Raw genomic sequence first — 13,393 nt, forward strand, 5'->3', positions numbered from 1 at the left:
CACCGTGCGGCGCCGTTCCCGGGGCGCTGACCCGGACCCCGCGCCTCAAACGCCGGCGGGGCCGAATTTGCCCGGCGGAGCTGGATGATGCCGCGCAGCGGCATTTCCAGCCCGTCCGGCGTTTGAGGACCGGGTCCGGGCGGAGCCCGGGGAACGGTGGAAGGGTGGGTAGGGGACAGGCCCCGCAGGGACAGGTCAGTCGTCCGACGGGAGAACGTCCCCCGGGTCGAGGGCGCCGTCCTCGTCCAGGGACTTCAGAAGCCGGTCCCTCTCGACCTCGTCCAACGGCACCGGGCGGACATCGGTGGCGTCCGTCAGCCGCCGGAACCCGCCCCGCCGCTGCAAGCGACCGCTCACCCGGATCGGCAGCCCGACCAGGTGCGCGTGCCCCGCGACCCGGTACGACTCCTCGTCGAGCACGACCCGGATGTACGGGATCTCCGCCCCGGCGAGGACCCGCAGCCGGACCGTGCCGCCACCACCCGGCGCCGAGCGCCGCATCCGGACCACCGCGCCCGCCACCCTGACGGGGACCGCCGGCTCGTCCCGGGTGTAGCGCGCGGCCGCCTCCCGGAGCACCGGGAGGTCCCCGGGCGAGAACTCCACCGGTTCCGGCCTGGCCGCGCAGCCCGCCGGGACCCCCGCGGCCGGGGCCCACGCTAGGGAGACCCGGGCCCCCTCGGAGCCGCGGACCAGTGCGATGAGCGCTTCGGCCAGTTCCCGACTGACCCCGGCTTCGACCGCCGCGTCGAAGGCCTCCATGCCTCCGGTGGCCCGCTGGTAGTCCACGGCTTCGCGGGCCGCGTGCAGGGCGTGGTGGAGCCGGGTCATGGTGCCGCGGCCCCCGTCCACGGGGACGTACGCGGTGAGCCGCCGCCCGCCGGGGGCCGGTCCGACCAGCACCCCGTCCAGCGCCCGCTCCGCCTGCCCCCGGTGCCGGGCCCCGTAGTACCCGGCCCGGGCCCGGTCGGCCAGGGCCCCGGCGAGGAGCAGCTGGCGGGCGGCCGAGCGCAGCTGTTCCTGGACGGTCCAGTCGGCCTCGCCCTGGAGCCCGTACGCCCCCTGCGGGATCTCGCGCTCCCAGCGGATCTCGTCGCTCGGCACGCTGAGCCCGTAGAGCACCTCGCGCGCGGAGGGCAGCGCGCTGCGCGAGAGGGCGGTGAGGGCCTCCTCGAGGAGGTCGGCGCAGTCGGGGAAGGCGCGGCTCTCGGGGACCAGGAGGCTGGTGCTCCTGCTGCTGTCCGTCCCGTGGGGGGCCGGCGGGGTCCAGCGCCCGTAGCGTCCGGCCGCGCCGCCGCGGCGCAGCCAGCCGTGCCGGTGCAGCAGGGCGCCGAGGACGAGCGGATCGACCTGCGCGGGATCGGGTGCGGAGGCGCCGAACTGCGGGGACGGGAGCGGGAACGGCTCCAGGTGCGGTGACTGCCAGTTCATCAGGGTGTCCCTCCCGACCCGACCCGGGTCATGATCTCGCAGAGCGCCCGGTCGTCGAAGATCCGCGTGGTCGGGATCCGTACGGTGGTCCGGCGCCGGCCGGTCACGGGGTGTCCGGCGAGATTGGTCCAGTAGCAGCAGTGCCGCAGGTCGAGCCGGTCGTGTCCGGCGCTGAGCCATTGGTCGCGTTCCCGCGGTACGAGCATCACGACGAGGATCTTGTGCACGGCGACCGGGCTGCGGGCGAGCTTCACCAGGTGCTCGTTGTCGAGGGTGAAGCCGAAGGTGGGCCCGGCCGGTCCGGCCGGTATCTGGTAGGTCGCCTTGAGCTGGACCTTGATCGTCACCTCGTCGTCGATCACGTGCTCGGGGGCGCCGTGGCTGACGTGCCAGTCGATGCCGTTGTCCGGAAAGGGCTGGGAGAGCGAGCAGCCGGCCGCGGCGACGACGGCGTGCAGGTATCCCACCTGGAGGGTCTCCATGCAGGCGGTGGTGGCGAGTGTGCCGCGCAGCGGTCCGCTCCGCGGGTCGGTCCGCGGCTCGATCTGTCCAGCGAGCACCCCGCCCGGTTCGGGCTGTGCGAGCGCCATGGCCGGCTCCCCATGCCTTCCGGGCTCTTCTACGAGGGGTTCGGGGTGACGACCGGTCATGTGTGCGGTCCCCCACTGGAGTTGTCTCCGCAGTCGGCGTGGCGCAAACGGCGTACGCGGCAAAGAGCCCGGGTACAACCGATTCGGGAGGGTGGCAGGCTCGAGGCAGCGGTGCCCGGATGCGCCCCATCCGTCCACGGGTGACGAGGAGTTCGCCATGACACGCTGGTACGAGGGCCCGCTGGCCGCATTCGACACGGAGACGACCGGGGTGGACGTGGAGCGGGACCGGATCGTGTCCGCCGCGCTCATCGTCCAGGAGTGCGCGGGCGGCCGGGTCCGTTCGACGCGCTGGCTGGTCAATCCCGGCATCCCGGTGCCGCCGGGTGCCACGGAAGTGCACGGTCTGACCGACGATCACCTCCAGCGCAACGGCCGCTGGCCCGCGCCGGTGGTGGAGGAGATAGCCCGGGCGCTCGGGGAGCAGCAGGTGGCGGGGCGGCCGGTGGTGGTGATGAACGCGCCGTTCGATCTGACGCTGCTGGACCGGGAGTTGCGCCGGCACCGGGCGTCTTCGCTGTCGCGCTATCTGGACAACCGGCCGCTGACGGTGCTGGATCCGCGGGTGCTGGACAAGCACCTGGACCGCTACCGCAAGGGGCGGCGGACGCTGACGGACCTGTGCGCGCACTACGGGATAGAGCTGGAGGCCGCGCACGACGCGGCGGCGGACGCGCTGGCTTCGCTGGAGCTCGTACGGGCGGTGGGGCGGCGGTTCGCGGGGCGGCTGGAGAGGCTGTCCCCGGCGGAGCTGCACACCTTGCAGCAGGTCTGGCACGCGGCGCAGGCGCGGGGGCTGCAGGCCTGGTTCGCCCGGCAGGGGACGCCGGAGCCGGTGGATCCGCACTGGCCGTTGCGTCCGGAGCTGCCGCAGGCGGCGTAGCGGAAGGCCAGAGCATCCGGAGGGCCAGAGCATCCGCAGGGACCGCTGCGCGCGGAGGGGCCCGTACATGCGGAAGGCCGGTCCGTCATCAGACGGACCGGCCTGTCCCGGTGGGCGATACTGGGATCGAACCAGTGACCCCTTCGGTGTGAACGAAGTGCTCTCCCGCTGAGCTAATCGCCCGGGAACGGACTGAACAATACAGAAGGCTCGGGGCTGGTTCAAACCGCTTCCGTTCCGGCTGCCAGATGCGCGGCCAGTCCGCGCCGCCCGGCCCGCATCATCAGGGTGTGGTTGAGCCGGAACACGGGCCGCCCGGGGACGGAGAGCCACCGCATGAGGGGCCGGTGGACCTCGACCTCCTGCTCGTATAGGGCCCGCGTTCCGCCGGATCGGGGACCGACGGTCCAGCGCGCCCAGCCCTCCAGGTCACCGCTCAGGGCGACCTCCAGGATTCCGCGCGCGGGATCGCGCAGGACTTCGGCGGCGCTCACGCGCAGGGTGTACGGGAGGGTCGAGCGGATGAGGGCGGTGCCGCTCCGCTCGTCGCCGGTGGGGACGACCTCGCGGATCTGCGGCCACCACAGGGGGTAGGCCTCGGGCTGCTCGAGGGCGGCGTAGACGCGGGCGGGTGGGGCGTCGAGGTCCCACACGCTGCGGAAGCGGTAGTGGGTCCAGCGGGCGCGGCGGCCACGGCTCGGGTCCATGGGCCCAGTCTGACCCGCGGCGCGGCCACCGGGAACGCCGCATCCCTACTCAGCCGGAATTCGTTAGGGATGAGTACGCGCACCCATGTGCCCGGGGCGCGATGGGGGCGACACTCCGCACATGGAGAACCCTCTGCCGCCGGCCGAAGAGCTGCTGCTCATCGACCGCGAGCTGTTTCAACTCGACGCCCGGCGTCACTACCTGCTGAGCCGTCGGGAGTGGCTGCTGCGCGGCCAGGCCCCCTTGGCCTGGGGAGTGCCCGCGCATCCCGCCGGGCCGAAGCCGGCGCAGGGCGGGCCGGAGGCCTCGGCGCCGGGTGCGCAGAACGTGCTGCTGATCCTGGGCGCGGTGCTGCTGGCCGTGGCGGCGCTGGCGTTCACGCTGGTCAGTTGGGGATCCCTGGGCATCGCGGGGCGCAGCGCGGTACTCGCCGTGGTGACGGCGGCGGCGCTGGGCGCGCCGGTGGCGCTGCTGCGTCGCGGGCTGCGGTCGACGGCCGAGGCGGTGGGGGCGGTCGGGCTGCTGCTGACGGTGCTCGACGCGTACGCGCTGTACGCGGTCGGGATGCCGGACACGGACTCAGCCGCCTACGCGGCGGGGTCGGCCGCGGTGCTGGCGGCGGTGTGGGCCGGGTACGGGCTGGCGCTGCCGGGGCTGCGGATCCCGTTGCCCGCGGCGGTGCTGACGGCGCAGCTGCCGTTGCCGCTGGCCGCGGTGGCGGCGGGAGGCAACGGGATCGCCCTGGGCTGGGCGCTGTTGGCGACGGCGGCGCTGGACGCGGCGCTCGCGCTGGTCCGCCCGGGGCGCTGGTCGCTCTGGGCCGCGGTCGCCGGTTCGGTCGTGGGCGGGGCGGCGCTGCTGACGGGACTGGCCGAGTCGGTGGCTCCGGAGTCGGGTGGCCTGCCGCTGGGCGCGGCCGCGCTGCTGGCGGCGGTGTGCGCGCTGGGCGTGGCGGTGGCCTGGCGTCCGGCGGGGCTCCCGGCCTTCGCGGTGGCGGCCGGTGTCGCGGCGGTGGCGGCGGCGGGCGGGCTGCTGGCTCCGGGGCTGGAGTCCTCCTGGGCGGCGGTGGCGTACCTGGTGGTGGCGCTGCCCCTGCTGGGGGCGGTACGGGTCCTCGTGCTCCCGGCTCCGGTCCGGCGCGGCCTCGCGCCGGCCGGTGCGGGGGTGGCCGCGCTGACGGCGGTGTGGGGTGCGGCGTGGGTGGTGACGGTGCTGGTGCACCGGCTGCGGGTGCTGGAGGAGGTGTGGGCGCCGACGACCCCGGCGGCCGGGCACGGCACGGGCACGGCCCCGGTGGTGGCGCTGCTGCTGACGGCGGCGGCCGCGTGGTGGCTGCTGCGGGTGGTTCCGCAGCGCCTGAGGCCGGCGGCGGCCGCCGTGGCGGTGGCGCTGGGCTGGGCGGGGCTGTTCACGGCCCCGGTGGCGGCCGGACTGCCGGCGGGCGCGGTCCTCGTGGCGCAGCTGGCGGTGACGCTGGCGGCGGGCACGCTCGCGCTGCGGACGGCGGCGGCCGACGCGGACCGCGGGATCGCGGCGGCGGCGTGCGCCGGGGCGGGGGCCTTGAGCGTGTCCCTGGCGGCCCTGGACGGCCGTCTGGCCACCGTCGGGGTGCTGGGGCTGCTGGGGGCGGCTGCGGCGGCGGGTGCGGCGTACGGGCCCGGCTCCGCGTGGGCCCGCCGCGCGGCGGCGGCGTTCGCCGTCGGGTACGCGGCCCTGCTGGCGGTGGCGCTGGGCGCGCTGCTGGAGCTCCCGGTGGCGTGGTGGGGGCCGCCGGTGCTGGTGGTTCCCGCGGTGGTGGTGGCGCTCGGGCCGCGGCTGGGCCCCGTCAGGGCTGCGGCGGAGCTCACGGCGGCCGGGGCGGTGTCCCTCGCGGTGCTGCTGACCCTCGGTGCCGAGCGGGCGGCCACGCCGCTGCTCGCGCTGACCCTGGGTCTGGCCGGGGCGGTCTGCGCGGGGGCGGCGGTGCGGCCGGAGCGCCGGTCGGCGGGCTGGGCGGCGGGGGCGCTGTTCCTGGCGGCGACCTGGGTGCGGCTGGCGGCTTCCGGGGTGACGGTGCCCGAGGCGTACACGATGCCGGTGTCGGCGGCGGCGCTGGCGGTGGGCTTCGTACGGCGTCGCCGGGATCCGCAGGCGGCCTCCTGGACGGCGTACGGGCCCGGTCTGGCGGCGACCCTGCTGCCGAGCACCCTCGCGGTGTGGGCGGACCCGCACTGGCTGCGGCCGCTGCTGCTGGGGGTCGCCGCGCTGGCGGTGACCCTGGCCGGGGCGCCGGGCCGGCTCAAGGCCCCGCTGCTGCTGGGCGGGGCGACGCTGGTGGCGGTGGCCCTGCACGAGCTGACCCCGTACGTGGTGCAGGTCGTGGACGCGCTGCCGCGCTGGCTGCCTCCGGCGCTGGCCGGGGTGCTGCTGCTCGCGGTGGGGGCCACGTACGAGAAGCGGCTGCGGGACGCCCGGCGGCTGCGGGAGGCGATCGGCCGGCTGAAGTGACTCGGGGGGCCGAACGGGGGGCAATCGGGGTCCGAACGGGGGAAAACGCCAAAGGCCCGGAGACTGTGAAAGTCTCCGGGCCTCTGGTCCGGGTGGGCGATACTGGGTTCGAACCAGTGACCCCTTCGGTGTGAACGAAGTGCTCTCCCACTGAGCTAATCGCCCGGACGCACCGCAAACATTACCGCATGTCAGCGGTGCTCCCGGCCACGGGCCGGAGCGCTCACTGGTCCTTGAGGTTCCAGGGCAGGACGAGCCCGTACTTCCAGAGGTAGAAGCCGATCAGGGCGCCCGCGATGACGAGGCCGACGCTGGTCAGGATGATGTTGCGGCGGCGGACCCGGGGGTCGAGGGCCTTCTGCGCGGCCTCGCTGACCTTGCGCTTGGTCCAGCGCAGGACGAGGTGGGCCCAGGCGAACTCGGTGGCCCAGATCGCGAGGCCAGCGAAGATCGCGACCCAGCCGGGGCCGGGCAGGACGAGCATGGCGATGCCGGCGCCGATGACGGCGAGGCCGACGACGAAGACTCCGACCTGCCAGCTCAGGTGCAGCCCGCGGCGGGCCTTGATGAAGGCGGGCGCCTTGGAGACGTGCGGCGCTTCCTCCTTGGCGGCGGCCCCGGTAGCGGCGGCGGCCCCGGCGGCAGGCTCGGTGGCGGCGGACTCGGTTGCGGACTCGTTGGTCTCGCGGTCACTCCCCGTGTTCATGGGGTCGAATCTACCGGAGCGCGAAGCACACGTGAATGGGCGTTTGGATCCGCCGTTCGAGGGACCCAGAGGTCCGCAAAACGGTCAGAGGGGTTTACAACGGCACCGTAGGTGGCATGTCGATTTCGCCGACGTGCGAATCCCCGAGCGCACACTGAGCGAAAGGCCCTGGCGCTTATGAACACCACGGTCAGCTGCGAGCTGCACCTGCGCCTCGTTGTGTCGAGCGAGTCCTCACTGCCTGTTCCCGCGGGCCTGCGGTATGACACGGCCGATCCCTACGCCGTGCACGCCACCTTCCACACCGGCGCCGAGGAGACGGTCGAATGGGTATTCGCCCGCGACCTCCTCGCCGAGGGCCTTCACCGGCCCACCGGTACCGGCGACGTCCGCGTATGGCCGTCCCGTAGCCACGGTCAGGGAGTCGTCTGCATCGCCCTGAGCTCACCGGAGGGAGAAGCACTGCTCGAAGCACCCGCCCGAGCACTCGAATCGTTCCTCAAGCGGACGGACGCCGCGGTTCCACCTGGGACCGAACACCGGCACTTCGACCTCGACAAGGAGCTCTCCCACATCCTGGCCGAATCCTGAGCCAGGCCTACAGAGGGAACCCTCTCCCGGCCTCGGCCGGGAGCCGCACGACACCGTCCGACTCGGGGCGACGGTGTGCGGCGGACAACCACATACGGAAGTGCCGGCGCTGTTCACGCGGAAGCCACCCGCGTGGACGGCGCCGGTGCGCTGTGCAGGCACCCGCTAGAGTCGGCCACCAGCGGCGGCAGCAGACCGCCACCGCAGGCCCGGCCCCTGAGGGAGACCCCTTGCAGATCCCCCACGACACCCGTCGCGCGCTCGACGTCGTCGTCGCGCTGGTGAACACCTCGGCCGAGGCGGACCAGTCCGACGTGCTGGCGGACGTGAACGCGCTGCGCGGGTTCGTCCGGGAGTACGCGATCAGCGACGTCGGCGAGCTCGGCGCCCGCGACCTCGCGGGCGTGCGGACGGTGCGCGGGAAGTTCGCCCAGATCTTCGCGGCACCGAGCTCGCGCGCGGCCTCGGTGCTGATCAACGAGCTCGTCGCGACGGCCGGCACCACTCCGCAGCTGACCAACCACGACGGCTACGACTGGCACGTGCACTACTTCGCGCCGGGCGCCTCGGTGGGCGACCACCTGGCCGCCGACGGCGGCATGGCGCTGGCGTTCATCGTGGTCTCGGGCGAGCAGGAGCGGCTGCGCCGCTGCGAGGCCCCGGACTGCCGGCGGGCCTTCGTGGACCTGTCCCGCAACCGCTCCCGGCGCTACTGCGACAGCCGTACCTGCGGGAACCGGCTGCACGTGGCGGCGTACCGGGCCCGGCGCAAGTCGGAGCTGGGATCGGACCCGGGGCCGGAGCAGGGGCCCGAGCGGGAACCCGATCAGGCGCCCGGTTCACAGCAGGAAGAGATCGTGCACGGCGGCGAGCAGCAGCAGACCACCGATCACGCCTAGGAAGATCATCAGGGGCGGCTGGGAGAGCGCGAAGAGGCAGCCTCGCGGCTCCTCGGCAACGGCGGGGGCGGTGGCCGGCGCGGGAACGGCCGGCTCACCCTGCGATGTGTCGAGCATGTCGGGCCGATGATGGCGCAGCCCGCCCCGGTCCGCCGCTCAACACGCCAGACTGTGCGCCCGAGTTCGCCGTATCCCGTCAGATCAGGTGGTTCCCGGCCGGAATCCCCCCGGTGGACCGGGGGATGTCATATGCCGTGCTTCTTGAGGATGGCCTCGATGTCGGAGAAGTCCTCGCCCGGCGCGGAAGCGGCCGGGGTCGCCTGCGGGCGGGTGCCGCCGCCCAGGGAGGGCGCGGAGGCGGCCGGAGCCACTGCTTGTGCGCCCCCGCCCCGGCCCTTGCCGGTGGCCTTCGGCTCCTTCGCCGGCTTCTCCCCCGCGCCGAGCCCGCGCCGTTCCACCGCGCGGGTCGTCATGAAGAGCAGCCAGGCCAGCCCCAGCACCCCGAACCCGATCCACACCGTCGGCTTGAAGACGATCCCGGACGCCCACTGGACCACGCCGGTCATCACCAGGCCGAGGGGCACCAGCGAGTACGCCGCGATCCGTGTGGCCGCGAGGAAACGCTTGCGGTAGGCGGTCAGCGCGGCGATGCCCAGGCCCGCCGCGGCCACCGCGGAACAAATGGTCTCGGCAAGCATGCGGGCCTCCAGGGCGGTGCGGTCGGTCGGACCCGGCCGGGCGGGCCGGGCGTTCTGTCCCCATCCATCCTGCACCGGCGACCGCCGTCCCGGCCATGTCCGGAGCCCGCCCCGGGCGGATCTCCGGGACATCTCCGGGTCGTCCCTCATCCCGAGGTCCCGGTCGGCCGCCCCGGCCAGGGGCTGGGAGACTGTCCGCATGACCGATTCCGTGATCCTCGATGTCTGGTGCGAACTCCAGTGCCCGGACTGCAACAGCGCCCTGGACGACGTACGCGCCCTGCGGGCCCGCTACGGCGACCGGCTGGACATCCGGCTGCGCCACTTCCCGCTGGAGAAGCACAAGCACGCCTTCGCCGCCGCGCAGGCGGCCGAGGAGGCCGTCGAGCAGGGTCAGGGCTGGCCGTACGTGGAGGCCGTGCTCGCCCGCACCGCGGAGCTCGGCAAGCGCGGCGAGGCCGTACTCGTCGACGTGGCGCGTGAACTCGGCCTGGATGCCGAGGAGTTCGACACCGCCCTGATCGACGGCCGGCACATCCTGATCGTGGACGCCGACCAGGCCGAGGGCAAGGCGATCGGCGTCACCGGCACCCCGACGTACGTGATCGACGGCCAGCGCCTCGACGGCGGCAAGAGCCAGGAGGGCCTGCGCGCCCGCATCGAGGAGATCGCCGACCGACTGCTGGCGGAGTAGCCCGCGGCCTAGATCAGGTCCTTGGCGTAGTTGAAGTCGGTCGTCCGGTAGCCGAGGGACTCGTAGAGCCGCAGGGCCGGGGTGTTGTCCGTGAAGACGTGCAGCGCGAGCACCCGGTGGCCGGCGGCGAGCGCCGTCCGTTCCGCGAGGAGCATCAGGCCCCGGCCGTAGCCGCGGCCGCGGTGCTCCTCGGCCACCGCGACGTCGAAGACGTACGAGGCCTCCCCGCTCGGCGCGACCCACACGGTGCCGACGGGCGTGCCGGCCGCCTCCAGGACGCCGAAGCTGACTCCCCCGGTGGCCAGCCCCCCGGGCAGCAGGGATGCGTGGTCGGCCACCGACTTGGCGTGCGCGGCCTGCGCCGGCATGCCGCGGCCGATCCAGCTCTGGGCGTAGCTCTCCCGCGCTCCGGCGAGCCAGATCCCGAACTCGGCCTCCGTCATCGGGCGGCCGGCGACCCCCTCGGGCAGCGCGGGCGGCTCGGCCGGGAGCTCCTTGGCCATGTTGCGGCTGTACTCGGCGTACCCGAGGGAGTCGGCCATCCGCAGGCCGCCCGCCGAGCCGGCGGGGACCGAGACGCGGACCCGCCGGCAGCCCCAGCTCCGCAGCACTTCCTCGGCGGCGAGCGCGGCGACCGTGGCGCGGCCGCGCCGCCGGTCGGGCTCCTCGACGGCGAGGTCGCGGATCTCGGCGACCGTCGGCCCGAAGGGGGTGTCGGCGGCGAGCAGCAGGGCGCCGACGCGCCTGCTGTTGACGCGGATCTCGTACGGGCGCGAGCGCGCCCCGCCGGTGCTCTGCTGAAGCGGCCCGCTCGGCCGCAGGGTGGTGGTCATCAGTCGAGTTCTACCCGCCCCGCGGCCCGAAGCACAGGGAGTTTGCCCGGGCCCGGTCCGCACCGGTCCGGTGCCGGGCCGCGGCCCGGCACCGGACGGGTCAGGACGCGGGGTCGGCGTCCTCGGCGGAGCGGGCGTCGAAGATCCGCATGGCCTCGGCGGTGACGGGGCCGGGGGCGGAGCCCAGCTCGCGCCCGTCGATCCGTACGACGGCCTGGACATCGCGCAGCGAGGAGGTCAGGAAGACCTCCTCGGCCTGCTCCAGCGCCTCGAAGGGCAGGTCGGTCTCCTTGGCCCCGGACCACTCGGCGACGAGGGCGCGGGTGATGCCGCCGAGGCAGCCGGAGGCGACGGGCGGGGTGTGCAGTTCCCCGTCGAGGACGAGGAACACGTTGGAGCCGGTGCCCTCGCAGAGGCGCCCGACCGTGTTGGCGAAGAGAGCCTCGGAGGCTCCGGCCCGGTGGGCTGCGGCGAGCGCGACCACGTTCTCGGCGTACGAGGTGGTCTTCAGGCCGGTCACGGCGGAGCGCTCGTTGCGCACCCAGGGCACGGTGATGACGGCGGTGGTGTCCGGGCGGCGGGTGGACCCGGCCAGGGCGACGATCAGCGTCGGGCCGGTCTCGCCCCGGTCGGAGCCGAGCGGGGAGACTCCCCCGGTGTAGGTCACGCGCAGCCGGCCGAGCGGGACCGGGTTGGCCTCCAGTACGGCCGCGCAGGCGCGGCGGACCTCGTCCAGGTCGGGGTCCGGGAGGCCCAGGCCCCGGGCGGAGCGGGTCAGCCGCTCCAGGTGGCGGGTGAGGGCGAAGGTCGTGCCGTGCTCCGCCTTGAGCGTCTCGAAGACCCCGTCGCCGACGGTGAGGCCGTGGTCGAACACGGACACCTTCGCGTCGTCGGCGTCCCGCAGTGCTCCGTCGAGCCAGATCCTCACCGTACGGTCCTCCCGCTTTCGTTCGCGTTCGTCTCGGTCACGCGCATCTCGGTCACGTGCGTCTCGGTCACGTGCGTCTCGGTCACGTGCGTTTCAAGTCGCCCGCGTTTCGCTCGTGTGCGCCGCGATCTCCCCTGACGCTACCCGCAGCAGGCGGGCGGCCTTCAGCTCGGTCTCGGCCCACTCCCGGTCGGGGTCGGAGCCCCAGGTGATCCCGGCGCCGGTGCCGAAGCAGAGACGGGGGCCGCCGGGGGTCTCGCGGTCGATCCAGAAGGTCCGGATGCCGACGGCGAGCTCGGCGGTGCCCCGGTCGGCGTCCACCCAGCCGATGCCGCCGCAGTAGGGGCCGCGCGGGGCGGTCTCCAGGGCCTCGATGATCCGCAGGGCGGAGGATTTGGGGGCACCGGTGACCGAGCCGGGCGGGAAGGTGGCTGCCAGCAGCTCGGGCCAGCCGGCCCCCTCGGCGAGTTCTCCGGTGACGGTGGAGACGAGGTGGACCAGGCCAGGGTGCTCTTCGAGGGCGCACAGCTCGGGCACGGCGACGGATCCGGTGGCGCACACCCGGCCGAGGTCGTTGCGTACGAGGTCCACGATCATCACGTTCTCGGCGTGGTCCTTGGGCAGCAGGTCCGCGGCGGTTCGGCCGGTGCCCTTGATGGGGCCGGACTCGACGTGGCGGCCGGTGCGGCGCAGGTAGAGCTCGGGGGACGCAGTGGCGATCTCCACGCCGTGGGCCGGCAGGCGAATCGTTCCTGCGTACGGGGCCGGGTTGCCGCGCGCGAGCAGCGCGGTCAGGGCGTCAACATCGGCGGTGCCGCCGGCACCGGGCGGCTCGGGAAGGGGCGCGGACATCACGCGGCAGAGGTTGGCCTGGTAGACCTCGCCCGCCTCGATGTGCTCGCGGATGCGGCGCACGCCCGCAATGTACTGGGCACGGTCGAGGGAGGAGGTCCACTGGTCGGCGTCGGGGCCGGTCCAGGCCCCCGGGACGGGCGCCGGCACCGGGTCGGGGCGTATGTCTCCGAAGCGCGCGCAGACGAGCCGCCCCTCGAAGTCGGCGGCGACCGCCCAGAAGCCGGTGGACTCCAGGGCGGCGGGGTCATGGGTGACATCTCGGAGATCGGTCGCGAGAAGGCCGCCGAAGCGGGCGAGGGGAGGCAGGTCGTGCACGGCTGCGAGTCTATGACCGGTGACGCGCCGGCGCCGGTGAGGCGTCCGCCAGGTGACCGGTGGTGATCGAGCGGCAGCACGCTGCGGAAACGCGTTTTTGAGCTGGCCCGGGAATCCGCTAGAGTTCAACTCGTCGCCAGGGAGCGAAGGGGCAAAACCCCGGACCGAACACGGTGACCTGCGGACGTAGCTCAGTTGGTAGAGCACCACCTTGCCAAGGTGGATGTCGCGAGTTCGAGTCTCGTCGTCCGCTCTGAGGTGGGGGATCATCTTCCCGAGAACCCCCGCTCTTGCTCCATGGTGGAGTGGCCGAGAGGCGAGGCAACGGCCTGCAAAGCCGTCTACACGGGTTCAAATCCCGTCTCCACCTCCAAGGACGATTAGCTCAGCGGGAGAGCGCTTCCCTGACACGGAAGAGGTCACTGGTTCAATCCCAGTATCGTCCACTGGTCCGCAAGGATCCCCGCGCGATTAGCTCAGCGGGAGAGCGCTTCCCTGACACGGAAGAGGTCACTGGTTCAATCCCAGTATCGCGCACGCAGTACACGTACCACCTGCGGTTTCAGACCGTGGTCCCGCGCGATTAGCTCAGCGGGAGAGCGCTTCCCTGACACGGAAGAGGTCACTGGTTCAATCCCAGTATCGCGCACCAGCATCCGGAAGCCCCGGCCGTTACGACGGCCGGGGCTTTCGCGTGTGCGGTCTGCACGGGGTG

Annotated in this window: 13 protein-coding genes, 7 tRNA genes and 1 pseudogene; 10 read left to right on the plus strand and 11 right to left on the minus strand. The window is 73.7% G+C overall.

Annotated elements, in window-relative coordinates; all coding sequences use genetic code 11:
- Positions 1-195: 195 nt before the first annotated feature.
- Positions 196-1,431: a hypothetical protein gene (locus OHU74_RS06460; RefSeq protein ID WP_371615009.1), complete on the minus strand. Its 1,236-nt coding sequence runs from the start codon at positions 1,429-1,431 to the stop codon at positions 196-198.
- Positions 1,431-2,021, minus strand: coding sequence for a DUF4365 domain-containing protein (locus tag OHU74_RS06465; protein WP_330295458.1), 591 nt, complete (start codon positions 2,019-2,021; stop codon positions 1,431-1,433). Before OHU74_RS06465 ends, OHU74_RS06460 begins: the two co-directional genes overlap by 1 nt.
- A 217-nt stretch (positions 2,022-2,238) precedes the next feature.
- On the opposite strand from OHU74_RS06465, the gene OHU74_RS06470 reads away from it, so the two are divergent.
- On the plus strand, positions 2,239-2,964 hold the full coding sequence (locus OHU74_RS06470) for a 3'-5' exonuclease (protein WP_371615010.1): 726 nt from the start codon (positions 2,239-2,241) through the stop codon (positions 2,962-2,964).
- A 111-nt stretch (positions 2,965-3,075) separates the two neighbouring features.
- Here OHU74_RS06470 and OHU74_RS06475 read toward each other — a convergent pair.
- Positions 3,076-3,147: transfer RNA gene (locus OHU74_RS06475), tRNA-Val, on the minus strand.
- Between the two features lie 38 nt (positions 3,148-3,185).
- On the minus strand, positions 3,186-3,671 hold the full coding sequence (locus tag OHU74_RS06480) for an SRPBCC family protein (RefSeq protein ID WP_371615011.1): 486 nt from the start codon (positions 3,669-3,671) through the stop codon (positions 3,186-3,188).
- Positions 3,672-3,792: 121 nt separating this feature from the next.
- On the opposite strand from OHU74_RS06480, the gene OHU74_RS06485 reads away from it, so the two are divergent.
- Positions 3,793-6,159, plus strand: coding sequence for an SCO7613 C-terminal domain-containing membrane protein (locus OHU74_RS06485; RefSeq protein ID WP_371615012.1), 2,367 nt, complete (start codon positions 3,793-3,795; stop codon positions 6,157-6,159).
- Positions 6,160-6,252: 93 nt separating this feature from the next.
- On the opposite strand, the gene OHU74_RS06490 is transcribed toward OHU74_RS06485, so the two are convergent.
- Both OHU74_RS06490 and OHU74_RS06495 read right to left on the minus strand, forming a co-directional pair.
- Positions 6,253-6,324, minus strand: a tRNA-Val gene (locus OHU74_RS06490).
- Between the two features lie 58 nt (positions 6,325-6,382).
- Positions 6,383-6,865 (minus strand): TIGR02611 family protein, encoded by a 483-nt coding sequence (locus tag OHU74_RS06495; RefSeq protein WP_371615013.1) that lies wholly within the window; start codon positions 6,863-6,865, stop codon positions 6,383-6,385.
- A 177-nt stretch (positions 6,866-7,042) separates the two neighbouring features.
- Here OHU74_RS06495 and OHU74_RS06500 point away from each other — a divergent pair, with 177 nt between their 5' ends.
- Positions 7,043-7,456, plus strand: a complete 414-nt coding sequence (locus tag OHU74_RS06500) for an SsgA family sporulation/cell division regulator (RefSeq protein WP_030011909.1) — start codon at positions 7,043-7,045, stop codon at positions 7,454-7,456.
- 230 nt (positions 7,457-7,686) lie between these two features.
- A pseudogene (locus OHU74_RS06505) lies at positions 7,687-8,241 on the plus strand (CGNR zinc finger domain-containing protein); the annotation flags it as partial.
- A 54-nt stretch (positions 8,242-8,295) separates the two neighbouring features.
- Here OHU74_RS06505 and OHU74_RS06510 read toward each other — a convergent pair.
- A complete protein-coding gene (locus tag OHU74_RS06510; protein WP_330295463.1) occupies positions 8,296-8,472 on the minus strand; it encodes a hypothetical protein in 177 nt (58 codons plus the stop codon).
- Between the two features lie 128 nt (positions 8,473-8,600).
- Positions 8,601-9,053, minus strand: a complete 453-nt coding sequence (locus OHU74_RS06515; RefSeq protein WP_371615014.1) for a hypothetical protein — start codon at positions 9,051-9,053, stop codon at positions 8,601-8,603.
- Between the two features lie 199 nt (positions 9,054-9,252).
- Between OHU74_RS06515 and OHU74_RS06520 the strand changes: the two genes are divergently transcribed.
- Complete coding sequence (locus OHU74_RS06520; RefSeq protein WP_371615015.1) at positions 9,253-9,747, plus strand: DsbA family protein; 495 nt, start codon at positions 9,253-9,255, stop codon at positions 9,745-9,747.
- An 8-nt stretch (positions 9,748-9,755) separates the two neighbouring features.
- Here the strand turns inward: OHU74_RS06520 and OHU74_RS06525 are convergent, their stop codons facing one another.
- The 3 genes from OHU74_RS06525 to OHU74_RS06535 all read right to left on the minus strand — a co-directional run bounded on the left by OHU74_RS06525 (position 9,756) and on the right by OHU74_RS06535 (position 12,678).
- Positions 9,756-10,580 carry a GNAT family N-acetyltransferase gene (locus tag OHU74_RS06525; protein WP_371615016.1) on the minus strand — a complete coding sequence of 275 codons (825 nt, stop codon included), beginning with the start codon at positions 10,578-10,580 and terminating at the stop codon, positions 9,756-9,758.
- Positions 10,581-10,680: 100 nt separating this feature from the next.
- Positions 10,681-11,508 (minus strand): aminotransferase class IV, encoded by an 828-nt coding sequence (locus OHU74_RS06530; RefSeq protein ID WP_371615017.1) that lies wholly within the window; start codon positions 11,506-11,508, stop codon positions 10,681-10,683.
- Positions 11,509-11,601: 93 nt separating this feature from the next.
- Entirely contained in the window at positions 11,602-12,678 is a 1,077-nt protein-coding gene (locus OHU74_RS06535; RefSeq protein WP_371615018.1) for a chorismate-binding protein, read from the minus strand.
- 180 nt (positions 12,679-12,858) lie between these two features.
- On the opposite strand from OHU74_RS06535, the gene OHU74_RS06540 reads away from it, so the two are divergent.
- From OHU74_RS06540 to OHU74_RS06560, 5 genes are all read left to right on the plus strand, one after another.
- Positions 12,859-12,931: transfer RNA gene (locus OHU74_RS06540), tRNA-Gly, on the plus strand.
- Positions 12,932-12,977: 46 nt separating this feature from the next.
- A tRNA-Cys gene (locus OHU74_RS06545) sits at positions 12,978-13,051 on the plus strand.
- Between the two features lies 1 nt (position 13,052).
- A tRNA-Val gene (locus tag OHU74_RS06550) sits at positions 13,053-13,124 on the plus strand.
- A gap of 19 nt (positions 13,125-13,143) precedes the next feature.
- Positions 13,144-13,215, plus strand: a tRNA-Val gene (locus OHU74_RS06555).
- 40 nt (positions 13,216-13,255) lie between these two features.
- Positions 13,256-13,330 (plus strand) — tRNA-Val (locus OHU74_RS06560).
- Positions 13,331-13,393: the final 63 nt, after the last annotated feature.

The organism is Streptomyces sp. NBC_00454, assembly GCF_041434015.1.
Classification (GTDB): domain Bacteria; phylum Actinomycetota; class Actinomycetes; order Streptomycetales; family Streptomycetaceae; genus Streptomyces.